Raw genomic sequence first — 21,961 nt, forward strand, 5'->3', positions numbered from 1 at the left:
GGCAGGCGGGAATCGTGAGGATCTTCGGCAAGGGACGGAACCGGCCCTCCGCCTCCTGGCGGCAGGCCACGGACCGCGCGTTCACGCTGATCGGCGACGGCCGGTACGAGGACGCGGGCGCGCTCCTGACCAGGGCCGCCGATCTGGAACCCTGGCTGTCGGAGTCCTGGTTCAACCTGGCGCTGCTGCACAAGTTCCGGCACGACTGGGAGCAGGCGCGGGCGGCCGGCCTGCGCGCCGTGGCCCTGCTCGACCGCGACACCGGGGCTCCCGACTGGTGGAACGTCGGGATCGCCGCCACCGCCCTGCAGGACTGGCCGCTGGCCCGGCGGGCCTGGCAGGCCTACGGGCTCAAGGTGCCCGGACCGGCCACCGACTCCGGCGAGCCCCTCGGCATGGAGCTGGGCAGCGCGGCCGTACGGCTGTCCCCGGAGGGGGAGGCCGAGGTCGTCTGGGGGAGGAGGCTGGACCCCGCCCGGATCGAGGTGCTGTCCATCCCGCTGCCGTCCTCCGGGCGCCGCTGGGGCGAGGTCGTCCTGCACGACGGCGTGCCGCACGGGGAGCGGAGCACCGCCGCCGGGCACACCTACCCGGTGTTCGACGAGATCGAGTTGTGGGCGCCCTCGCCGGTGCCCACCTGGGTGGTGCTGCTGGAGGCCGCGACCGAGGCAGACCGGGACGCCCTGGAGCAGCTGGCCTCCGACGCGGGGTTCGCCGCCGAGGACTGGTCGTCCTCCGTACGGCTGCTGTGCCGGATGTGCTCGGAGTCCCGGATGCCGTCCGACGAGGGCGAGGGCGAGCATCTGGACCCGCACGACCACAGCGAGCCGGGGCATCCCGGCCCGCTCGGGCACCGGACGGACGGGCAGCTGTGGGTGCCGGAGCGGGAGTGCGGCGTGGCCGCGCCCGCTTCCCTGGTCCGGGGGCTGCTCGACGGGTGGGTCGCGGACAGCCCGGACTCGCGGGACTGGCGGGATCTTGAAGAGGTCTGCTGAGGCACGGCCCCGCGCTCCCGGCTGAGACGCGGTCCCGCGCTCCCGAGGGGGCGACTCACCGTACTCTTGTCAGGTCGCAACCCCGGTTTCATTCAGGAAGGCACACGTCGGTCATGGCTCAGCAGGACACCGATCAGCAGCACGCGGGCGTGCTCCCCGTCGACGGCGAGGGGTACGTCATCGACACGGAGGGCTGCGAGGAGCGCGAGACGGCGTGGCGGGAGCGCGGCACCTCGCGCCCGATCACCGTGGTCGGCAACCCGGTGCTGCACCAGGAGTGCCAGGACGTGACGGACTTCGGCGAGGAACTCCAGCAGCTGGTCGCCGACATGTTCGCCAGCCAGCGCACCGCCGAGGGCGTGGGCCTGGCCGCCAACCAGATCGGCGTGGACAAGAAGGTCTTCGTCTACGACTGCCCGGACGACGAGGGTGTGCGGCACGTCGGTGTGATCTGCAACCCGGAGCTGGTCGAACTGCCCGCCGAGAAGCGCCGGCTGGACGACAGCAACGAGGGCTGTCTGTCGGTGCCCACCGCGTACATGCCGCTGGCCCGCCCCGACTACGCCGAGGTGACCGGCCGGGACGAGCAGGGCAACCCGGTCCGGGTACGCGGCACCGGCTACTTCGCCCGGTGTTTGCAGCACGAGACCGACCACCTCTACGGCTACCTCTACATCGACCGGCTGTCCAAGCGGGAGCGCAAGGACGCGCTGCGGCAGATGGCCGAGAACGAGCCGCGCTACCCCGTGGTGGCCAACGGCTGACCGGCCCCCGGAGGTCCGCCGGACCCCCCTCCGCCTTCGCACGAACGGCGTCCGATCGAGCACTTCTTCGATCGGACGCCGTTCGTCTGTCTGCCTCCAGAGGTAGTGAAAGAAGCAAATCCGTTCCCAGAACGGTCAGTTGTGGTGCTGAATGGGGGTGTGGGATACGCACGGCGTGCGCCCGGCTCGGGGGTGGGCGCGCCAACTGGCGGCAGAGAGGGGTTTGTTCGTGCATGCTTTGTCACACGGCACCACATCGACACCGACCACCATCGCAGTTCCACCGGCGCTGTCTCTCCCGGCGATCGAGGCGGCTTTTCCCCGGCGACTCCACCCGTATTGGCCGAAGCTTCAGGGCAAGACCCGGGCGTGGCTGCTCGAAAAGCGGCTGATGCCGGCGGACAAGGTGGCGGAATATGCCGACGGCCTGTGCTACACCGACCTTATGGCGGGCTACTACATTGGCGCCCCCGACGAGGTCCTGCAGGCGATAGCGGACTACAGCGCGTGGTTCTTCGTCTGGGACGACCGGCACGACCGCGACATCGTGCACGGCCGCCACGCCGCCTGGCTGCGGCTGAAGGACCGGCTGCACGGAGCCCTCGACAGCCCCGTCGGCCACCTGGACCACGAGGATCCGGTGGTCGCCGGCCTCGCGGACAGCGTGCGGAGGCTGTACGCCTTCCTGCCGAGCACCTGGAACGCCCGGTTCGCGCGGCACTTCCACCGGGTGATCGAGGCGTACGACCGGGAATTCCACAACCGCACGGAGGGCATCGTCCCCACCGTCGAGGAATACCTGGAACTGCGCCGTCTCACCTTCGCGCACTGGATCTGGACCGATCTCCTGGAACCGAGCGCGGGGACCGAACTGCCGGACGGAGTGAGAAAGAACCCGGCTTATCGCAGGGCGGCGCTGCTCAGTCAGGAATTCGCCGCCTGGTACAACGACCTGTGCTCTCTGCCGAAAGAACTGGCGGGCAGCGAGGTGCACAATCTCGGAATCAGCCTCATCGCACACGAGAAATTGACTCTCGAAGAGGCGATCGTGGAGGTGAGGCGTCGCGTCGAGGAATGCATCAGCGAATTCCTGGACGTGGAGAAGGACGTCCTGCGCCTCGCCGACAGCTTGGACGACGGCACTGTCGGAGGAAAGGAGACGAGTGCCGCCGTGCGCGCCTGCGTCGGCAACATGCGGAACTGGTTCAGTTCCGTCTACTGGTTCCACCACGAGTCCGGCCGGTACCGGGTGGACAGCTGGGACGACCGGTCCACGCCCCCGTACGTCGACAACGAAGCGGCAGGTGAGTCATGACCACCGAGTCGGTGAGGCCCGAGACGCCCGGGGCGCCCGTGCTGCGCGAGCCGCCCCTGGCCGGCGGGGGCGTCCCCCTCCTGGGCCACGGCTGGAAACTCGTCCGCGATCCACTGGCCTTCATGTCCCGGCTGCGCGACGACGGCGACGTCGTGCGGCTGAGGCTCGGACCGAAGACGGTGTACGCCGTCACCACCCCCGCCCTCACCGGTGCGGTGGCGCTGAGCCCCGACTACATCATCGCCGGCCCCCTGTGGGAGTCCCTCGAGAGCCTGCTCGGGAAGGAGGGCGTGGCCACCGCCAACGGTCCGCTGCACCGGCGTCAGCGGCGCACCATCCAGCCCGCCTTCAAGCTGGAGGCGATCCCCGCCTACGGGCCGATCATGACGGAGGAGGCGTACGCGCTCGTGGAGCGCTGGCGTTCCGGCCGGGTGCTGGACGTCACGGCGGAGTCCTTCCGGGTGGCCGTCCGGGTCGCCACCCGCTGCCTCATGCGCGGCAGCTACATGGACGCCAGGACCGAACGCATCTGCGCCGACCTCGCCACGCTGTTCAGCGGCATGTACCAGCGCATGGTGGTGCCTCTCGGACCGCTCTACAAGGTGCCGCTCCCGGCCAACCGGGAATTCAACCGGGCGCTGGCCGATTTGCACCTCCTGGTCGACGAGATCGTCGCCGACCGACGAGCGAGCGGTCAAAAGCCGGACGATTTGCTGACGGCTTTGCTGGAGGCGAAGGACGAGAATGGCGAGCCCATCGGGGAACAGGAGATCCATGATCAGGTCATCGCCATAATCACCCCCGGCAGCGAAACCATCGGGGCCACGATCATGTCGCTTCTCCTGGTTCTCGCCGAGCACCCGGAACTCGGCGGCAAGATCCGCGACGAGGTGGAAACGGTCGTGGGCGACCGGCCGGTGGCATTCGACGACGTCCGAAAGCTGACGTACACCGCGAATGTCGTCACGGAGACCCTGCGGTTGTATCCGGCCGTCTGGATATTGACGCGCCGTGCGGTGACCGAAACGGAACTCGGCGGCTACCGCATTCCCCGGGGGGCCGACCTCATCTACAGCCCCTACGCGGTCCAGCGCGACCACCGGTCGTACGGGCGGCACGAGGAGTTCGACCCCGACCGCTGGCTCCCGGAGCGGGTCAAGGACGTGCCCAAGTACGCGATGAGCCCGTTCAGCGTGGGCAACCGCAAATGCCCCAGCGACCACTTCTCGATGGCCGAGCTCACCCTGCTCACCGCCGTGGTCGCCTCCGCCTACCGCTTCGAGCAGGTGTCCGGTTCCGATGCCCGCCCCCGGATCGGCATCACGCTCCGGCCGCGCCGGCTGATGCTGCGGGCGCTGCCCCGCTGACCCTCCGCGCGGCGCGCGTTCAGGCGGCCTGGGGGCCCCTGAACGTGCGCCGGTAGGCGTGCGGGGTCGTGCCGACGGCACGCACGAAGTGGTGGCGCAGCGCCGCCGCGTTGCCGAAGCCGGTGCGGCCCGCGACCGCGTCCACCGTCTCGTCCGTCGCCTCCAGCAGGTGCTGGGCCAGCAGCACCCGCTGACGCAGGATCCAGCGGTAGGGAGTGGTGCCGGTCTCCTGCTGGAAGCGGCGGGCGAAGGTGCGCGGGGACATGTGGGCGCGGGCGGCGAGCTGTTCGACGGTGGTCTCCTCGTCGAGGTGCCGCTCCATCCACACCAGCACCCCGGAGACGGTGTCGCCCCCGGACACCGGCAGCGGGCGCTCGATGTACTGGGCCTGCCCGCCGTCGCGGTGCGGGGGCACCACCATGCGGCGGGCGATCCTGTTGGCCACCTCCGGGCCCTGCTCCTTGCGCACCAGGTGCAGACAGGCGTCGATGCCGGCGGCGGTGCCCGCGGAGGTGATCACCGGGTCCTCGTCGACGTACAGCACATCGGGTTCCACGGTCAGATGGGGGTACTGCCTGGTCAGCTCCTCCGCGTGCTTCCAGTGGGCGGCGGCGCGCCGCCCGTCGAGAAGTCCGGCGGCGGCCAGCACGAACACCCCGGAGCAGACGCTGAGCACCCGCGCGCCCCGGTCCACGCCCCGGCGCAGGGCGTCCAGCATCCCGGGCGGGAACTCCCGGGAGGTGTAGGCGGCGCCGGCGGGCACGGCGATGAGGTCCGCCGTCTCCAGACGCTCCAGACCGTGGGCGACCTGGAGGGAGAAGCCGTTGATGGTGCGCACCGCGGGGCCGTCGGCCGAGGCGACGGCGAAGTCGTAGACCGGCAGCCCGTCGTCGCTGCGGTCGACGCCGAACACCTCGCAGACGACGCCGAGTTCGAAGGGGTTCACACCGTCGAGGAGGACGGCGGCCACATTCCGGAGCATGGCCCCAGTCTGCCGTGCGGTTGGCAGTAAGTCGAGGGTGTGCGGCAGTACTGCCACTCCCGGTAAGGGGTGTAGAGCGGGACAGTGGTGTCCATGGATACGACGCAGAGTGAAGCACTGACCGCGATGGTGGCCGTGATCGGCCTGTTCCTGTTCATGACCCTGCCGGCCCTGATCGGCATCGCCCACGAGCGGCGGACCGACCGGCAGATCCGGCGGGCCGAGGCGGCGAACGCCGCCGCCGAACGCGGCGACGCGCCGGCCGCGACGCGTCCGGCCGGCGGCCGTCCGGCGAAGGGGGCCGCCCCGCGTCGCACCGCTCGCGCGGCGTGACGGCGGGGCGGCCCCCGGGACCGTCCCGGCCTAGAAGTCCTCGTCCAGGTCGACCGTGCCCTCCACGGCGACCTGGTACGCGGACGGCCGGCGCTCGAAGAAGTTGGTCAGCTCCTGGACGCCCTGGAGCTCCATGAAGGAGAACGGGTTCTCCGAGCCGTACACCGGAGCGAAGCCCAGCCGCACCAGCCGCTGGTCGGCGACGCACTCCAGGTACTGGCGCATCGACTCGGTGTTCATCCCCGGCAGCCCGTCACCGCACAGGTCCCGCGCGAACTGCAGCTCCGCCTCGACGGCCTCCCGCAGCATGGCGGTGACCTGCTGCCCGAGCTGCTCGTCGAACAGCTCCGGCTCCTCCTTGCGCACGGTGTCGACCACGTCGAAGGCGAAGGACATGTGCATCGTCTCGTCGCGGAACACCCAGTTGGTGCCGGTCGCCAGACCGTGCAGCAGGCCCCGGCCGCGGAACCAGTAGACGTAGGCGAAGGCGCCGTAGAAGAACAGCCCCTCGATGCACGCCGCGAAGCAGATCAGGTTGAGCAGGAAGCGGCGGCGGTCGGCCTGGGTCTCCAGCCGGTCGAGCTTCTCCACCGAGTCCATCCACCGGAAGCAGAACTCGGCCTTCTCCCGGATGGACGGGATGTTCTCCACGGCCGCGAAGGCCGCCGCCCGGTCGTCCGGGTCGGGCAGATAGGTGTCGAGGAGCGTCAGATAGAACTGGACGTGCACGGCCTCCTCGAACAGCTGCCGCGACAGGTACAGCCGCGCCTCGGGGGAGTTGATGTGCTTGTAGAGCGTCAGCACCAGGTTGTTCGCCACGATCGAGTCGCCCGTCGCGAAGAACGCGACCAGCCGCCCGATCAGGTGCTGCTCCTCCGGGCTGAGCTTCGCGAGGTCGGCGACGTCCGAGTGAAGGTCGACCTCCTCCACGTGCCAGGTGTTCTTGATCGCGTCCCGGTAGCGCTCGTAGAAGTCGGGGTAGCGCATGGGGCGGAGAGTCAGCTCGAAGCCGGGGTCGAGCAGGTTCTTCGTGGTCTTCACTGGCAGGCCTCGCAGGACTCGGGGTTTTCCAGGGAGCAGGCGACCGCTTCGGGGTCCGGGCCGGCCTGCACGGGGACGGTGGTGCGGGCCGCGGCCCGGGCGATCCGCGTCGCCGGGCGGGAACGCAGGTAGTACGTGGTCTTCAGGCCCTGCTTCCAGGCATGGACGTACATCGAGGAGAGCTTCCCGATGGTCGGCGTCTCCAGGAACAGGTTCAGCGACTGGGCCTGGTCGAGGAACGGGGTGCGGGCGGCGGCCATGTCGATCAGACCGCGCTGCGGGATCTCCCACGCCGTGCGGTACAGCCGCCGCACGTCCTCGGGGATCCACGCGAAGTCCTGCACCGAGCCGCCCGCCTCGCGCAGCGCCTCACGGGTGCGCGCGTCCCACACGCCCAGCCGCTTCAGGTCCTCCACCAGATACGAGTTGACCTGGAGGAACTCCCCGGACAGCGTCTCGCGCTTGAACAGGTTGGACACCTGCGGCTCGATGCACTCGTACACGCCGGCGATGGACGCGATGGTGGCGGTGGGCGCGATCGCGAGGAGCAGCGAGTTGCGCATCCCGACGGCCGCGATCCGCGCCCGCAGCGCCGCCCAGCGCTCCGGCCAGGTGAGCTCCGTGTCGTAGTGGTCGGGGTGCAGCACGCCCCGGGCCGTACGGGTCTTCTCCCAGGCGGGCAGCGGACCGCTTCGCTCGGCGAGGTCCGCGGAGGTCTCGTACGCGGCGAGCATGATCCGCTCCGCGATCCGGGTGGACAGGGCCTTCGCCTCGGGCGAGTCGAAGGGCAGCCGCAGCCGGAAGAGGACGTCCTGCAGGCCCATCGCGCCCAGACCCACCGGGCGCCAGCGGGCGTTGGAGCGGCCCGCCTGCTCGGTCGGGTAGTAGTTGATGTCCACGACCCGGTCGAGGAAGGTGACGGCCGTGCGGACGGTCTCGTCCAGCCGCTCCCAGTCGAGGTCGCCGGCGGCCTGGTCGACGAACGCGCCGAGGTTGACCGACCCCAGGTTGCAGACCGCGGTCTCCCCGTCGTCGGTGACCTCGAGGATCTCCGTGCACAGGTTGGACGAGTGGACGACGTGGCCCGGCTCGGCGGTCTGGTTGGCGGTGCGGTTGGCGGTGTCCTTGAAGGTCATCCAGCCGTTGCCGGTCTGCGCCAGGGTGCGCATCATCCGGCCGTACAGCTCGCGGGCCGGAAGCGTCCTGCGGGCCAGGCCCTGCGCCTCCGCGGCCCGGTACGCCGCGTCGAACTCCTCGCCCCACAGGTCGACCAGGCCGGGCACGTCGGCCGGGGAGAACAGCGACCACGGCGCGTCGGCGTCCACCCGGCGCATGAACTCGTCCGGCACCCAGTGCGCGAGGTTCAGGTTGTGCGTACGGCGGGCGTCCTCGCCGGTGTTGTCGCGCAGCTCCAGGAACTCCTCGATGTCGGCGTGCCAGGTCTCCAGGTAGACCGCCGCCGCGCCCTTGCGCCGGCCGCCCTGGTTCACGGCGGCGACCGAGGCGTCCAGCGTCTTCAGGAACGGGACGATGCCGTTGGAGTGCCCGTTGGTGCCGCGGATCAGCGAACCCCGGGCGCGGATCCGGGAGTAGGACAGGCCGATGCCGCCGGCGTGCTTCGAGAGGCGGGCGACCTGGTGGTAGCGGTCGTAGATCGAGTCCAGTTCGTCCAGGGGGGAGTCCAGGAGGTAGCAGGACGACATCTGCGGGTGCCGGGTGCCGGAGTTGAACAGGGCGGGGGAGGAGGGCAGGTAGTCCAGGCGGCTCATCAGCCCGTACAGCGCGGCGACCTCGTCCACCGACCGCGCGCCGTCGTCCTCCGCGAGACCGGCGGCGACCCGCAGCAGGAAGTGCTGGGGCGTCTCCACCACCTTGCGGGTGACCGGGTGGCGCAGCAGGTAGCGGCTGTGCAGGGTCCGCAGGCCGAAGTAGCCGAAGCGGTCGTCGGCCCGGGTGTCGACCAGCGCGTCGAGACGCTCGGCGTGCAGCCGGACGAACGCGGCGGTCCGGTCGGCGATCAGACCCTCGCGGTGTCCGGTCGCCACGGAGCCGGTGAACGAGGTGACGCCCTGCGAGGCGGCCTCGGCGCGGATGCCGATGGTCAGCAGCCGGGCGGCGAGCCGGGAGTAGGCCGGGTCCTCGGAGATGAGACCGGCCGCGGCCTCGGTGGCGAGTTCCCGCAGCTCCGCCTCGTCGGCACGGGCCGACCGCCCGCGCAGCGCCGCGGCGGCGACCCGGCCGGGGTCGGCGTCGGGCAGGTCGGCGGTCAGCTCGGTCAGGGTCCGCAGCAGCGCGGCACCGGGGCCGTCGCTCTCCGGGGTCACGTCGACCGCTGAAGCCGGATCGGCTGGCGCGATGGTCACGTGGGGCTCTCCCTCGCTCGGCACGGGGCCTCGAAGAGCGCAGGGGGCAGTACACGAGCGCACACGGCCTCGCGTCCACCGGCCCATTCCGCGAGGCCCGGACGTCAGACACCCGGACCGGACGGCCGGGCGCACTGTCGGCAGGTCCTCGGACTGACGCCCATGCACGCGGGCATGGGTACACCGTTGCGGGACAGTTCCGGACTCACACCGGATTCCCCTGCGGCGACAGCGAGCATGAGCATACATCTTGTGCCGGGTGCCGCCAGCAACCCCATATGTTGTGTCGCGGACGTGTCAGAGCGTCAACTCATAAGTGAGCAGAGTGATGTCGTCCAGCTCCGGCAGGGGGTTCCAGTCGCGCTCCGGGCTGCGGGTGAAACCCAGCCGTTCGTAGAGGCGGTGGGCCGAGCGCATGGTGCGCTGCGTCGACAGCACGACCCGGACACAGCCCTCGACGGACCGCGCCCGGCCGAGGCAGGCGCGCACCAGGGCCTCCCCGGCACCGCGGCCCCGGGCCGCGCGGGCCACCGCGAGCATCCGGATCTCCGCCTCACCCGGCCCCGCTATGTCGGCCATCGGCCCGCCGGCCGGCACGAAGGTGACGCCGCCCAGCAGCGCGCCGTTCTCCACGGCGACCAGCACCTCGGCGGCGGCCGCCCGTTTCGCCACGTCCCTCAGCTCACCGAGGTACGCGTCGCTCTCCCCGAAGTCGAGGAGGCCGTCCCGCAGGTAGGCCCCCGCGGTGATCTCACCGAGTTCCCCGTGCTCGCCGGGTTCCACCGGCCGGATGACGATGTCCATGAGGGGGAGTGTGCCGGACGGGGACGGCAGCGGGCCGCCGGATTTCTCCGGCGGCCCGCTGCTTGGTGCGTACGGCGTCAGTGCGAGCTGCCCGCCGTGGCCGGCGGGAGCTCCACCTGGACACCGGGGTCGCCCGCGTCCGCCGTGTAGTCCTGCGGCTTGGTCTCGTCGACGCCGTCGGGCGCCTTCACGGCCCGCATCACGAAGGTCAGCACGACCGTGACCAGGACGTTGATCACGAAGGCGGTGAGACCGATGTAGCCGATCTCGCCGATGCCCGGGATCTCCTTCGACGACCCGCCGAAGTGCTTCTGGGTGGGCGAGGCCACCCCGTACGCGGCGACCGTGCCGTAGACCATGCCGACCGCCCAGCCGCCGATCAGCGCCCAGCGGTGGAACCAGCGGGTGAACAGGCCGCCCACCAGCGCCGGGAACGTCTGCAGGATCCAGATGCCGCCCAGCAGCTGGAAGTTGATCGCGACCGTCTTGTCCATGGTCAGGACGAAGACCAGCGCGCCCACCTTCACCAGCAGGGACACGATCTTGGAGACCTGGGTCTCCTGCTTCGGTGTCGCGTCCGGCTTGAGGAAGTCCTTGTAGATGTTGCGGGTGAACAGGTTCGCCGCCGCGATCGACATGATCGCCGCCGGCACCAGCGCGCCGATGCCGATCGCCGCGAAGGCCACGCCCGCGAACCAGTCGGGGAACATGTTCTCGAACAGCTGGGGGATCGCCAGCTGACCGTTGCTGACCTTGACCCCGGCCGCGATCGCCATGAAGCCGAGCAGCGCCAGCAGGCCCAGCATCAGCGAGTACAGCGGCAGGATCGTGGTGTTGCGGCGGATCACCTCACGGCTGCGCGAGGACAGCGTCGCGGTGATCGAGTGCGGGTACATGAACAGCGCGAGCGCCGAGCCGAGCGCCAGCGTGGCGTACGTCCACTGGCCAGCCTCGCCCGGCACCGTCGCGCCGCGCGGCGCGCCCGTGGCCGGGTTGGTCTCGCTGTACGCCTCGCTCGCCCTGGCGAAGATCTCGTCGAAGCCGCCCAGCTTGATCGGGATGTAGATGATCGCCACCGCGATCACCAGGTAGATCAGCGTGTCCTTGACGAATGCGATCAGCGCGGGGGCCCGCAGACCGGACGAGTACGTGTACGCCGCCAGCACACCGAAGGCGATCAGCAGCGGCAGGTCCTTGATGAACCAGTTGGTGTCCTCGCCGCCGCCGACGCCCATCACGTCCAGCACCGCCTGGATGCCGACCAGCTGGAGCGCGATGTACGGCATCGTAGCCAGGATGCCGGTGACCGCGACGGCCAGCGACAGCCCCTTCGAGCCGAACCGGCCGCGCACGAAGTCCGACGTCGTCACATAGCCGTGCTTGTGCGACACCGACCAGAGCCGGGGCAGGAAGGTGAAGATCAGCGGGTACACCAGGATCGTGTACGGCACCGCGAAGAAGCCCGCCGCGCCCGCCGCGTAGATCGCCGCCGGCACGGCCACGAAGGTGTACGCGGTGTACAGGTCGCCGCCCAGCAGGAACCAGGTGACCCAGGTCCCGAAGGACCGCCCGCCCAGACCCCACTCGTCGAGGCTGTGCTCGTTCTCGGCCTTGCGCCACCGCGAGGCCATGAAGCCCATCGCCGTGACCAGCAGGAAGAAGAAGATGAAGACGGCGAGTGCCACGCCGTTCACGCCGTCGTTCACTGCGACGCACCGCCCTTCGCGGCGGAGCGGGCGCGCTGGTCACGCTGCCACAGCTTGTACGCGATCATGGTCAGCGCGGTGGACAGCAGCACCCACAGCATCTGGTACCAGTAGAAGAACGGGATGCCGATGAACACCGGGTCGGTCTTGGCGTAGGACCCGACCCACAGCATGGCCACGAACGGTGCGACGAGACAGAGGGCGATGACGACGCGCACGGGCGTCACCACCGGCCCTTCTCTGGTTTCTGGGGCTTGTGACATCTGACGGCTCCCGTCCCCTCACTGATCACCGGCGGTAATGCGCAGGAAATCTAGGTCAGGGCGCGGCGCGGTCGTAACCCCTCGTCCGGACAGCGGTACCCAGGCGCCGCCCAACCGAGAGGCAACAGCAACGAAATTCCTGTCAACCGCCCGCTTCGTCGGGTTTTGCGGGCCGGGTCCGGGCGCGGACCGGCCGTGCCGGGCCCGGTTCAGTCCTGGGGGCGCTTCAGACGCGCGACGAACTTGTACCGGTCACCGCGGTACACCGACCGCACCCACTCCACCGGCTGTCCGTCACGGTCCCGCGAGTGCCGGGACAGCATCAGCATCGGCAGACCGACGTCGGTGCCGAGCAGGCCGGCCTCGCGCGGGGTCGCCAGGGACGTCTCGATGGTCTCCTCGGCCTCCGCGAGACGGACGTCGTACACCTCGGCGAGGGCGGTGTAGAGGGAGGTGTACTTCGTCAGGCTGCGGCGCAGCGCGGGGAAGCGCTTCGCGCTCAGATGGGTGGTCTCGATGGCCATCGGCTCACCGTTGGCCATGCGGAGCCGCTCGATGCGCAGCACCCGTCCGCCGGGGGTGATGTCCAGCAGCCCGGCGAGCCGGTCGTCGGCGGTGATGTACCCGAGGTCCAGCAGCTGGGAGGTCGGCTCCAGCCCCTGGGCGCGCATGTCCTCGGTGTACGAGGTGAGCTGGAGCGCCTGGGACACCTTGGGCTTGGCGACGAAGGTGCCCTTGCCCTGGATGCGCTCCAGACGCCCCTCGACCACCAGCTCCTGGAGCGCCTGGCGCACGGTGGTGCGCGAGGTGTCGAACTCGGCGGCCAGGGTGCGTTCGGGCGGGACCGGGGTGCCGGGCGGCGCCGTCTCGGTCATGTCGAGCAGGTGCTTCTTCAGCCGGTAGTACTTGGGCACACGCGCCGTACGGACCGCGGTACCGCCCTCGTTCGCCGCACTGCTGACGTCGGTGCTCATGCTCTGCCTTCCCGGCTCCGGGTGACGAACGACCGACATCCCCATCGGCCACGGCTGACATCGTGGCACGGCTCGGGGCGGGGGTGTGCCCCGCACGCTCCGTGATCCCCTTTGTATACCCCTGCGACCGAGGCTGGTCTAGTCCACGGCAGGTCGGCCGTCACCGCCGCCCGCCCCCGGAACGCGTGCTCAGATGCCCTGCCAGTCCGGCTTGTTCGCGTAGGTGTGCCGGAAGTAGTCGGCGAGCTTCAGCTTGGAGGCGGCGGCCTCGTCGACGACCACCGTGGCGTGCGGGTGCAGCTGGAGCGCGGAGGCCGGGCACACCGCCGCCACCGGTCCCTCGACGGTCGCGGCGACCGCGTCCGCCTTGCCCTCGCCGGTGGCGAGCAGCACCAGGTGGCGTGCCTCCAGGATGGTGCCGATGCCCTGGGTGATGACGTGGTGCGGGACCTGGCCGATGTCGCCGTCGAAGAAGCGCGCGTTGTCCACCCGGGTCTGCTCGGTCAGGGTCTTGATGCGGGTGCGCGAGGCGAGCGAGGAGCACGGCTCGTTGAACCCGATGTGCCCGTCCGTGCCGATGCCGAGCAGCTGGAGGTCCACGCCGCCGGCCTCGGCGAGCTCCCGGTCGTACGCCTCGCAGGCGCCCTGCACGTCCTCGGCGGTGCCGTCCGGGCCCATGAAGGCGTCCATCCCGATGCCGAGCGGCTCCAGCACCTCGCGCCGGAGCACGGAACTGTAGGACTCGGGGTGGTCGGCGGGCAGTCCCACGTACTCGTCGAGCTGGGCGATCCGGGCCTTGGAGGCGTCCACCGCTCCGGAGCTCACCCCGGCCGCCAGTGCCTGGTAGACGGGCAGCGGGGTCGAACCGGTCGCCACCCCCAGCAGCGCGTCGGGCTTGCGCCGCAGGAGCGCGGCCATGGCATCGGCGATGAGCTCGCCGCCCGCCTTGGCGTCCGCAACGATGACAACTTCCACGGTGGGCCTGCCGATCTTCAGGGAACTCGACTGGGACGGGGACCCGAGGGACGCGGGTCCGGGTGTGGCGCAATGTGGTTTAGACCAATCTCAATCTAACAGAGCGGGCGCCGGGGCCGCTCCCCGAAATTGCCGCGCACGACCGGCCCCGCACGGGAAGCGGGCGGGTTAGGCTGCCTGACGGAACGCCCGCGCGCGCCCGCACGGGCGGCGGTGCGACGGCGGACCGCGAAGCGACAGAAACCAACGGTGTTCCACGCATTTACACGGACAGTGGTCTAGTCCACAATGGCGTAGCAGGACACGACACAAGCCTGCCTTCCCCGCACAGGAAGGCGGAACCGAGGAACCGGAGCTCTCTGCCCTGACTGCCCCGGCTCCTCGTCCCTCGGCCGACCGGGACCGCACACCCCACGGCCGATATTGCTCCGGGCTGCGGTGCCGGGAGGGTTGAGGGTCCCTCTCAGGCGCCGCGGCCCGCGGGTGTTTCGGGGCCCCGCGGACCGCCGGGTACGCTCGCTGACGTGCCCTCCATGAACGAACTCGTACGCCAGCACACCGCCCTCGACGACACCGATCTCGAGTGGCTCCACCTGCTGGTCTCGGAGTGGCAGCTGCTCTCCGACCTGTCCTTCGCCGACCTGGTCCTGTGGGTCCCCACCCGTGACGGCACCCGCTATGTCTCCGTCGCCCAGATGCGGCCGAACACCGGCCCGACCTCGTACCAGGACGACATGGTCGGCCACCTCGTCCCGCGCGGGCGCCGGCCCATGCTCGACGCCGCCCTGGACGAGGGCCGGATCGTGCGCGAGGGGGACCCGGAGTGGCGCGAGGAGGTCCCCGTCCGGGTGGAGTCCATCCCCGTGCGGCGCGAGGGGCGCGTCCTCGGGGTGATCGCGCGCAACACCAACCTCCTTACCGTGCGCACCCCGAGCAGGCTGGAGCTCACCTACCTCCAGAGCGCCTCCGACCTGGCGCAGATGATCGCGGCCGGATCCTTCCCGTTCGCGAACCAGCAGCTCGAGATGGACGCCTCGCCGCGCGCCGGCGACGGGCTGATCCGGGTCGACGCCGACGGCATCGTGCAGTACGCCTCCCCGAACGCCCTGTCGGCGTACCACCGCATGGGGCTCGCCGCCGACCTGGTGGGACATCACCTCGGCCGGACCACCGCCGAACTTGCCCCCTCCCGTGGGCCGGTGGACGAGGCGCTGGCCAAGGTGGCCAGCGGCTGGGCGCCGCGCGAGTTCGAGATCGAGGCGAACGACGGGGTGATCCAGTTCCGGGCGATCCCGCTCAAGCCCAAGGGCACCCGTATCGGCTCCCTGGTCCTGCTCCGCGACGTCACCGAACTCCGCCGCCGCGAACGCGAGTTGATCACCAAGGACGCCACCATCCGGGAGATCCACCACCGGGTGAAGAACAACCTCCAGACGGTGGCGGCGCTGCTGCGGCTCCAGGCCCGCCGTATCGGGTCCGAGCGCGGCCGTGCGGCGCTGGAGGAGGCGGTGCGCCGGGTCGGCTCCATCGCGATCGTGCACGAGACGCTGTCTCAGAACCTGGACGAGCGGGTGGAGTTCGACGAGATCGCCGACCGCGTCCTCGCGATGGTCGCCGAGATCTCCCCGGGCAAGGTGACCGGCCACCGCTCCGGCCGCTTCGGGATACTCGACGCCGAGGTCGCCACTCCGCTGTCGATGGTGCTGACCGAAGTGCTGCAGAACGCCCTGGAACACGGCTTTCGCGAGGGCGAGACCGGCACGGTCGAGGTCTCCGCGGTCCGGGGCGGCAGTACCAAGGAGACCCGTCTGCTGGTCACCGTGCAGGACGACGGCGTGGGTCTGCCCGCCGGCTTCGACCCGCACACCGCGGGCAACCTCGGGCTGCAGATCGTGCGGACCCTGGTGGAGGGCGAGTTGGGCGGCACCTTCGACATGGTGCCGGCCCCGGAGCGGGGGACCAGGGTGATCCTGGACATCCCGGTGCAGTCGGACAGTTAGCCGGACGCGCGGAACGGCGGAAGCGCAGCGGGACAGCAAAAGGCCCCGGACCGGGATGCGGTCCGGGGCTGATGCTCGTTGCTTCGGTTCCTCCGCGCGAGCGAGTGTGCTCGGGGGGAATCGCGCGCTGCGGCTCGGGGCGGGAGATGCGTGCGCGGTGCACGCGCCGCCAAGCTCAGGCTGTCAGCAGCAGGGGCAGGGTGTCAGGCGGAGGCCTGACGGGCCCGGTTGCGGGCGGCGCGGCGCTTCATCGCGCGACGCTCGTCCTCGCTGAGACCACCCCAGACGCCGGAGTCCTGACCGGACTCGAGCGCCCACTGCAGGCACTGCTCGATCACCGGGCAGCGACGGCAGACGGCCTTGGCTTCCTCGATCTGCAGCAGCGCGGGACCGGTGTTGCCGATGGGGAAGAAGAGCTCGGGGTCTTCCTCGCGGCAAACGGCGTTGTGACGCCAGTCCATGGCTGCTACCTCTCCTTGGTATGACTTGCATGTGCTTGTGAATGTGAACGCTTTCACGAATCCCTCAACAAGGGAAGGGCCGACTGCCAGGTTCCCTGGTGTGGTCCTTGGGTTTGAAGAGGGGTTCCGGTGATCTGTTGAGGCCGGTGTTGCGGGCCGTCCCGATCGCCATGTAGAGACTCGCAAACCTCGGCGGCGGATACAACCCCTTCCGAAAAGTTTTTTTTGATTCTTCGGTGTCGACTAGGTCACAGCCGTACTTCCATGGGGTGGACCCTGGCCTAAACGTTCGAGTGAAAGGACTTTGGCCCTTTCTGCTCACACAATCACACGCAGTGCACGGCGTACGCCTGTGAACGTCACGCTGGTTCGCAGCCCCAGGTGGTCACCGTCCATCTGGAGGGGGAGCGGCACCTTCGAATGCAAGGTGAAGCGGGTCAGATCGTGCCGGGAGACGGCATGCCTGCCACGGGGTCCGCGCTCCGGGGACGAAGTGAGCAACTGGGTGCCATACCGGGCAACCGCGGCGGTCGACATCCGGCTCAGACCGAAGAGATCGAGGCCCGTATCGAACGAGGCCTTAGGTGACGCGTAGATCGGGCGATTGCCGAGAAACGTCCACGGTGAGGTGTTCGACACTATGGAGAGCACCAGATCCCTGACCGGCTCCTCGTCCGGGTGTTCCAGGGTGATCATCCCGCGCCTGCGGTGCGGCTCCCCGAGCAGTTGACGGACGACCTGTCGCATGTACAGCGCGTGGGTGGACTTCCTGCCGCGCTCCCGGTGCTGCTCCACCCGGCCGACCACTCCGGCGTCGAAGCCCAGTCCGGCGTTGAAGGTGAACCAGCGGGCCGGCACGGCCTCGTCCTCCGAACCCGGCGTGCCCGAGGTCAGCCCCAGGCCGACGGTGCGCTCGCGGCCCTCGCGCAGCGCGTCCAGCAGGACGCCGGTTGCCTCCACGGGCTGGTTGGGAAGACCCAGCGCGCGGGCGAAGACGTTGGTGGAGCCGCCGGGGACCACGGCGAGGCCGGGCAGGTGCTCCGGGTCGGGGCCCGCGTGCAGCAGCCCGTTGACCACCTCGTTGACCGTGCCGTCGCCGCCGAGGGCCACCACCAGGTCTATGTCCTCGCTCTCCGCGGCCTGCCGGCCGAGGTCGCGCGCGTGCCCGCGGTACTCGGTGGTGACCGCCTCCAGCTTCATCTCGCTGGCGAGGGCGTGGATCAGCACATCGCGCGTGCGCGCACTGGTGGTGGTGGCCGCCGGGTTGATCACGAGAAGTGCGCGCATGACGTGCAGGGTACCTACTGAGCGGTACCTGTCCAGACCGGGACGGTGGCGGAGGGCGGGGCCCGGGGGCGTGAACCTCGGCACGGGAGGCGCGCACGACGAGGGCTACCCTTCTGGGGTGAGCAGTGAGCAGACCTCCACGACCGCCCCGGACGCCACGACCACCGGCCCCCGCCCACGCCGGCTGAGCTACGCCGCGGCGCTGGCCGCCCTGGAGGGGCTGGCGCTGGTGGCCGGCGGGGTGTGGATGCTGGTTCTCGGCATCACGGGCGAACCGGACGACCGGCAGCAGGCCGTCACCGGCGGGGTGACGCTGATCGCGCTCGCGCTGCTGCCGCTGCTCGCCGCGCGGGGACTGTTCGCCCGGCGGAGCTGGAGCCGCGGTCCCGCCGTGATCACACAGCTCATGGCGCTGCCGGTGGCCTACAACATGCTGCGGTCCGACGGCGTGGCCATCCCGGCCGGCATCGTGCTCGCCGTCGTGGCCGTCACGGCGCTCGTCCTGCTGATCAATCCCGAGACGACCCGGGCCCTCGGAATCCGGGGACCCGGGAACGCCGGGAAGTAGCGCCGCTCCGGGTCACTCCTCCACGAGCAGCTTCTCCCGCAGCTGGGCCAGGGTGCGGGCCAGCAGCCGGGAGACGTGCATCTGCGAGATGCCGACCTCCTGCGCGATCTGCGACTGGGTCATGTTGCCGAAGAAGCGCAGCAGCAGGATCCGCTTCTCGCGCGGCGGCAGGTCCTCCAGCAGCGGCTTGAGCGACTCCCGGTACTCCACGCCCTCCAGCGCCTCGTCCTCGGCGCCGAGGGTGTCGGCGACCGCCGGGGACTCGTCGTCGGTGTCGGGGACGTCCAGGGACAGCGTCGAGTACGCGTTCGCGGACTCGAGGCCCTCCAGGACCTCCTCCTCCGAGATGGCCAGCTTCTCGGCCAGCTCGTGCACCGTGGGGGAGCGGCCGTGCAGCTGGGAGAGCTCCGCCGTGGCCGTGGTGAGCGCCAGCCGCAGCTCCTGGAGCCGGCGCGGCACCCGCACCGCCCAGCCCTTGTCGCGGAAGTGCCGCTTGATCTCACCGACGACCGTCGGGGTGGCGTAGGTCGAGAACTCCACGCCCCGGTCCGGGTCGAAGCGGTCGACCGACTTGATCAGCCCGATGGTGGCGACCTGGGTGAGGTCGTCCAGCGGCTCGCCGCGGTTGCGGAAGCGGCGCGCGAGATGCTCGACGAGCGGGAGGTGCATGCGCACCAGGCGGTTGCGCAGCTCCGCGTACTCGGGAGTGCCGTCCTGCAGCGTGCGCAGCTCGAGGAACAGGGCGCGTGCCCCACTGCGGTCCCGCGGGTCGTGGTGCGCGTGCCCGCCCTGGCCGGCCGGTGCGCCGGGGGTGCTCCGCGCGCCCCGGGCGGCGGGCGCCCGCGGCGTCTCGTCCTCGGCGTGTCGCTCGTGCTCGCTCATCGTCCCGCCCGTCGCCCTTCCCCGAGCGCTCGCCTCGTCCCCGGTCGCCGGCTTCGCCGGGGCGGGGGCGCCCCCATGGCCCGGAGCGCCCCCGGCCGGTCCGGCCGGGGGCGCGCTCCGCACGGCGCCGCCGGGCTGCCCGCCGCCCGGCGGGCCCGCCTCCGCGGAGTCGTCCTCCGGATGCGGCCGGGCCTGCTCGGGGATGCCGTCGATGCCGTCCGGCACGCGCTCGGCCGGCATCTCCCGTGTGCCGCGTTCGTCGTCCCGCACCGGCCCGTCCTCGCTCCTCACGCCGGCCCGGGTCCCGCGCCGCGCTGTTTGTAGAGGCTGATCGACACGGTCTTGTCCTCGTCCACGGCGGAGGAGACCTTGCCCGCGAGCGCGGACAGGACGGTCCAGGCGAAGGTGTCCCGCGAAGGGGCGTGACCGTCCGTGGTCGGCGCCGAGACGGTGACCTCCAGCGAGTCGTCGACGAGCCGGAACACACAGCTGAGCACCGATCCCGGCACGGCCTGCTGAAGCAGGATCGCGCAGGCCTCGTCGACCGCGATGCGCAGGTCCTCGATCTCGTCGAGGGTGAAGTCCAAACGGGCCGCGAGGCCGGCCGTGGCCGTACGCAGCACCGACAGGTAGGCCCCCGCGGCCGGCAGCCGGACTTCGACGAAGTCCTGGGTCGCGGGCTCGCCTGCGATCTGGGACACCCTCACCTCCAAGGTGGTACAAGCGTTTCAGGGCCCGGGTCGCTCCCGGGTAACGCGCTACGTGGTTCAGCGGTGACGCTATCGCGCTCCCGGCGGTCCTGTCCCGGGACCCCGACCACATGGTGTCACTCATAGTAAAACTATGAATACGCTCCGTGGCTAGGGGTCTGCGGCTCCCAAATGGGAAGAGCGCGCGCCGGATTGACGTACCCAGACGTCAGACGGTCGAACCGTCCGGCACCGGGGTCGCTCCGGGTCACACGAGTACGTGATCGACGAAGCACCAGCGCCAGTCCTCGCCCGGCTCGTGGGTCCGCATCACGGGGTGGCCGGTTTCCCGGTGGTGCTCCGTGGCGTGCCGTTTCGGCGAGGAGTCGCAGCACCCGACGTGCCCGCAGGTGAGGCAGAGGCGCAGCTGCACCGGATCGGTGCCGTCCCGCAGACACTCCGGACACGTCTCACCGAGCGGGACGGGTTCCGGGTGCGGCAGCGCGGCGGCGTGCGTGCACTGTTTCATGATTGCCAGATTACGACGCCCGAGCGGGAGACCGCGCGGAAAAACGAGGGTGGGCCGGACATGGATGTGATGCCCCTGCTGTTGCTGGTGGCGGGCAGCGCGGCGATCGCCGCGGCGGCCCGGCGCACGCCGGTGCCGCCCCCGCTGCTGCTGGTCGCGGCCGGCCTCGCGGTCAGCTACGTCCCCGGGGTGCCCGAGTACACGCTCGACCCGCACATCGTCCTGCCGCTGATCCTGCCCCCGCTGCTGTACACGGCGGCCACCGACAGCTCCTACCTCGACCTGCGGGCGCAACTGCGGCCGGTGGCGCTGCTGTCGGTGGGGTACGTGCTGTTCGCGACGTTCGCCGTCGGCTGGGTGCTGTACCTGATGGTGCCGGGCCTGCCGCTGACCGCGGCGCTGGTGTTCGGCGCGGTGGTCGCCCCGCCGGACGCGGTGGCGGCGACGGCGGTGGCGCGCCGGGTCGGTCTGCCGTCCCGGATCACCACCATCCTCCAGGGCGAGTCCCTGCTGAACGACGCCACCGCGATCACCGCGTTCCGGGTGGCCGTGGCGGCCGCCGTCGGGGAGGGCGCGACCTGGGCCGGGGGAGTCGGGGAGTTCCTGGTCGCGGCGGTCGGCGGGTTGGCGGTCGGCCTGGTGCTGATGGCGCCGCTGCACTGGCTGCGCACCCATGTGAAGGAGGCGCTGCCGCAGAACACCCTCTCCCTGCTGATCCCGTTCGTCGCCTACGCCGTCGCCGAGCAGGTGCACGCCTCCGGCGTCATCGCCGTCGTGGTCGTCGCCCTCTACCTGGGCCACCGCGCCTGGGAGGTCGACTTCGCCACCCGGCTCCAGGAGGAGGCGGTGTGGAAGATGGTCGCGTTCGTCCTGGAGTCCGCGGTGTTCGCGCTGATCGGCCTTCAGCTGCCCGTGGTCCTGAGGGGACTCGGCGAGTACCAGGGGATCGAGGCCGCCTGGTACGCGCTCGCCGTGTTCGCGGTGGTCGTCGTCATGCGGTTCCTCTGGGTGTACCCGGCGACCTGGCTGCCCCCGATGCTGTCGGCGAGGATCCGGGAGCGCGAGGGGAGACCCGGCTGGAAGGCGCCGTTAGTCATCGCCTGGGCCGGGATGCGCGGCGTGGTCTCGCTCGCCATCGCCTTCTCGATCCCGGTCACCGCCGAGGGCGAGGACTTCCCGCAGCGCAACCTGCTGCTCTTCCTGACCTTCACCACCGTCATCGGCACCCTGGTCGTGCAGGGGCTGACGCTGCCCCCGCTGATCCGGGTGCTGAAGCTCCCCGGCCGCGACGCGCGGGCCGAGACGCTGGCCGAGGCCAACGCCCAGGCGCAGGCGTCCCGGGTCGCCGAGCAGCGCCTCGACGAGCTGCTGGCGGACGAGCGCAACGCCCTGCCCGCACCGCTCGCGGAACGCCTGCGCACCGTCCTGGAGCGCCGCCGCAACGCCGTCTGGGAGCGGCTCGGGCAGGTCAACGCGGTCACGGGGGAGTCGGTGGACGACACCTACCGGCGGCTGTCGCGGGAGATGATCGGCGCGGAGCGCGAGGTGTTCGTCCGGCTGCGCGACGGCCGCTACATCGACGACGAGATGCTGCGCACGCTGCTGCGCCGGCTGGACCTGGAGGAGGCGGCGGCGTACCGGGAAGCGACGTGAGGTCGGCCCC

At 70.7% G+C, this 21,961-nt stretch carries 21 protein-coding genes and 1 riboswitch; of the genes, 8 read left to right on the forward strand and 13 right to left on the reverse strand.

The annotated features are described in order from the left end of the window. Positions 1-14: 14 nt before the first annotated feature. From CNQ36_RS23775 to CNQ36_RS23790, 4 genes are all read left to right on the forward strand, one after another. Positions 15-995: a tetratricopeptide repeat protein gene (locus CNQ36_RS23775; protein ID WP_004925883.1), complete on the forward strand. Its 981-nt coding sequence runs from the start codon at positions 15-17 to the stop codon at positions 993-995. Between the two features lie 113 nt (positions 996-1,108). Continuing rightward, positions 1,109-1,759 (forward strand): peptide deformylase, encoded by a 651-nt coding sequence (def, locus tag CNQ36_RS23780; RefSeq protein ID WP_121547469.1) that lies wholly within the window; start codon positions 1,109-1,111, stop codon positions 1,757-1,759. Between the two features lie 229 nt (positions 1,760-1,988). Continuing rightward, positions 1,989-3,074: an epi-isozizaene synthase gene (gene cyc1 / locus CNQ36_RS23785; protein WP_121548570.1), complete on the forward strand. Its 1,086-nt coding sequence runs from the start codon at positions 1,989-1,991 to the stop codon at positions 3,072-3,074. After that, positions 3,071-4,441 carry a bifunctional albaflavenone monooxygenase/terpene synthase gene (locus tag CNQ36_RS23790; protein ID WP_121547470.1) on the forward strand — a complete coding sequence of 457 codons (1,371 nt, stop codon included), beginning with the start codon at positions 3,071-3,073 and terminating at the stop codon, positions 4,439-4,441. The genes cyc1 and CNQ36_RS23790 overlap by 4 nt, the downstream gene beginning before the upstream one ends. 19 nt (positions 4,442-4,460) lie before the next feature. Here the strand turns inward: CNQ36_RS23790 and CNQ36_RS23795 are convergent, their stop codons facing one another. Then, complete coding sequence (locus CNQ36_RS23795; protein WP_121547471.1) at positions 4,461-5,423, reverse strand: helix-turn-helix domain-containing protein; 963 nt, start codon at positions 5,421-5,423, stop codon at positions 4,461-4,463. A 93-nt stretch (positions 5,424-5,516) separates the two neighbouring features. Here CNQ36_RS23795 and CNQ36_RS23800 point away from each other — a divergent pair, with 93 nt between their 5' ends. Then, on the forward strand, positions 5,517-5,756 hold the full coding sequence (locus CNQ36_RS23800; protein WP_121547472.1) for a hypothetical protein: 240 nt from the start codon (positions 5,517-5,519) through the stop codon (positions 5,754-5,756). A gap of 30 nt (positions 5,757-5,786) precedes the next feature. On the opposite strand, the gene CNQ36_RS23805 is transcribed toward CNQ36_RS23800, so the two are convergent. The 7 genes from CNQ36_RS23805 to nagB form a co-directional block, all read right to left on the reverse strand. Next, positions 5,787-6,743: a ribonucleotide-diphosphate reductase subunit beta gene (locus CNQ36_RS23805; protein ID WP_228313150.1), complete on the reverse strand. Its 957-nt coding sequence runs from the start codon at positions 6,741-6,743 to the stop codon at positions 5,787-5,789. Between the two features lie 50 nt (positions 6,744-6,793). Beyond that, on the reverse strand, positions 6,794-9,160 hold the full coding sequence (locus CNQ36_RS23810) for a ribonucleoside-diphosphate reductase subunit alpha (RefSeq protein WP_121547473.1): 2,367 nt from the start codon (positions 9,158-9,160) through the stop codon (positions 6,794-6,796). 122 nt (positions 9,161-9,282) lie between these two features. Continuing rightward, positions 9,283-9,442, reverse strand: a riboswitch (cobalamin riboswitch). A 15-nt stretch (positions 9,443-9,457) separates the two neighbouring features. Continuing rightward, a complete protein-coding gene (locus CNQ36_RS23815) occupies positions 9,458-9,964 on the reverse strand; it encodes a GNAT family N-acetyltransferase (RefSeq protein ID WP_121547474.1) in 507 nt (168 codons plus the stop codon). Positions 9,965-10,041: 77 nt separating this feature from the next. Beyond that, complete coding sequence (gene mctP / locus CNQ36_RS23820) at positions 10,042-11,670, reverse strand: monocarboxylate uptake permease MctP (RefSeq protein ID WP_040906157.1); 1,629 nt, start codon at positions 11,668-11,670, stop codon at positions 10,042-10,044. Further along, complete coding sequence (locus CNQ36_RS23825; RefSeq protein ID WP_004925869.1) at positions 11,667-11,933, reverse strand: DUF3311 domain-containing protein; 267 nt, start codon at positions 11,931-11,933, stop codon at positions 11,667-11,669. The genes mctP and CNQ36_RS23825 overlap by 4 nt, the downstream gene beginning before the upstream one ends. 209 nt (positions 11,934-12,142) lie before the next feature. Continuing rightward, positions 12,143-12,907 (reverse strand): GntR family transcriptional regulator, encoded by a 765-nt coding sequence (locus CNQ36_RS23830; protein WP_004925868.1) that lies wholly within the window; start codon positions 12,905-12,907, stop codon positions 12,143-12,145. Between the two features lie 189 nt (positions 12,908-13,096). Next, positions 13,097-13,882, reverse strand: a complete 786-nt coding sequence (gene nagB / locus CNQ36_RS23835; RefSeq protein WP_121547475.1) for a glucosamine-6-phosphate deaminase — start codon at positions 13,880-13,882, stop codon at positions 13,097-13,099. A gap of 524 nt (positions 13,883-14,406) precedes the next feature. On the opposite strand from nagB, the gene CNQ36_RS23840 reads away from it, so the two are divergent. Continuing rightward, a complete protein-coding gene (locus tag CNQ36_RS23840) occupies positions 14,407-15,882 on the forward strand; it encodes a sensor histidine kinase (protein ID WP_004925859.1) in 1,476 nt (491 codons plus the stop codon). A gap of 203 nt (positions 15,883-16,085) precedes the next feature. On the opposite strand, the gene CNQ36_RS23845 is transcribed toward CNQ36_RS23840, so the two are convergent. Further along, complete coding sequence (locus tag CNQ36_RS23845; RefSeq protein ID WP_003992873.1) at positions 16,086-16,343, reverse strand: WhiB family transcriptional regulator; 258 nt, start codon at positions 16,341-16,343, stop codon at positions 16,086-16,088. 318 nt (positions 16,344-16,661) lie between these two features. After that, positions 16,662-17,630, reverse strand: a complete 969-nt coding sequence (locus CNQ36_RS23850) for a diacylglycerol/lipid kinase family protein (protein ID WP_040906154.1) — start codon at positions 17,628-17,630, stop codon at positions 16,662-16,664. A 118-nt stretch (positions 17,631-17,748) separates the two neighbouring features. Here CNQ36_RS23850 and CNQ36_RS23855 point away from each other — a divergent pair, with 118 nt between their 5' ends. Further along, positions 17,749-18,198 (forward strand): hypothetical protein, encoded by a 450-nt coding sequence (locus CNQ36_RS23855; RefSeq protein WP_004925835.1) that lies wholly within the window; start codon positions 17,749-17,751, stop codon positions 18,196-18,198. 12 nt (positions 18,199-18,210) lie between these two features. On the opposite strand, the gene CNQ36_RS23860 is transcribed toward CNQ36_RS23855, so the two are convergent. From CNQ36_RS23860 to CNQ36_RS23870, 3 genes are all read right to left on the reverse strand, one after another. Next, positions 18,211-19,350 (reverse strand): RNA polymerase sigma factor SigF, encoded by a 1,140-nt coding sequence (locus CNQ36_RS23860; RefSeq protein ID WP_163013434.1) that lies wholly within the window; start codon positions 19,348-19,350, stop codon positions 18,211-18,213. A 17-nt stretch (positions 19,351-19,367) separates the two neighbouring features. After that, entirely contained in the window at positions 19,368-19,781 is a 414-nt protein-coding gene (locus CNQ36_RS23865; RefSeq protein WP_004925829.1) for an ATP-binding protein, read from the reverse strand. 256 nt (positions 19,782-20,037) lie between these two features. Further along, positions 20,038-20,298, reverse strand: coding sequence for a UBP-type zinc finger domain-containing protein (locus CNQ36_RS23870; RefSeq protein ID WP_004925823.1), 261 nt, complete (start codon positions 20,296-20,298; stop codon positions 20,038-20,040). A gap of 60 nt (positions 20,299-20,358) precedes the next feature. Between CNQ36_RS23870 and CNQ36_RS23875 the strand changes: the two genes are divergently transcribed. Continuing rightward, positions 20,359-21,951 (forward strand): Na+/H+ antiporter, encoded by a 1,593-nt coding sequence (locus tag CNQ36_RS23875; RefSeq protein WP_121547477.1) that lies wholly within the window; start codon positions 20,359-20,361, stop codon positions 21,949-21,951. Positions 21,952-21,961 lie beyond the last annotated feature (10 nt).

It is taken from the genome of Streptomyces fungicidicus, from assembly GCF_003665435.1.
Classification (GTDB): Bacteria; Actinomycetota; Actinomycetes; order Streptomycetales; family Streptomycetaceae; genus Streptomyces; species Streptomyces fungicidicus.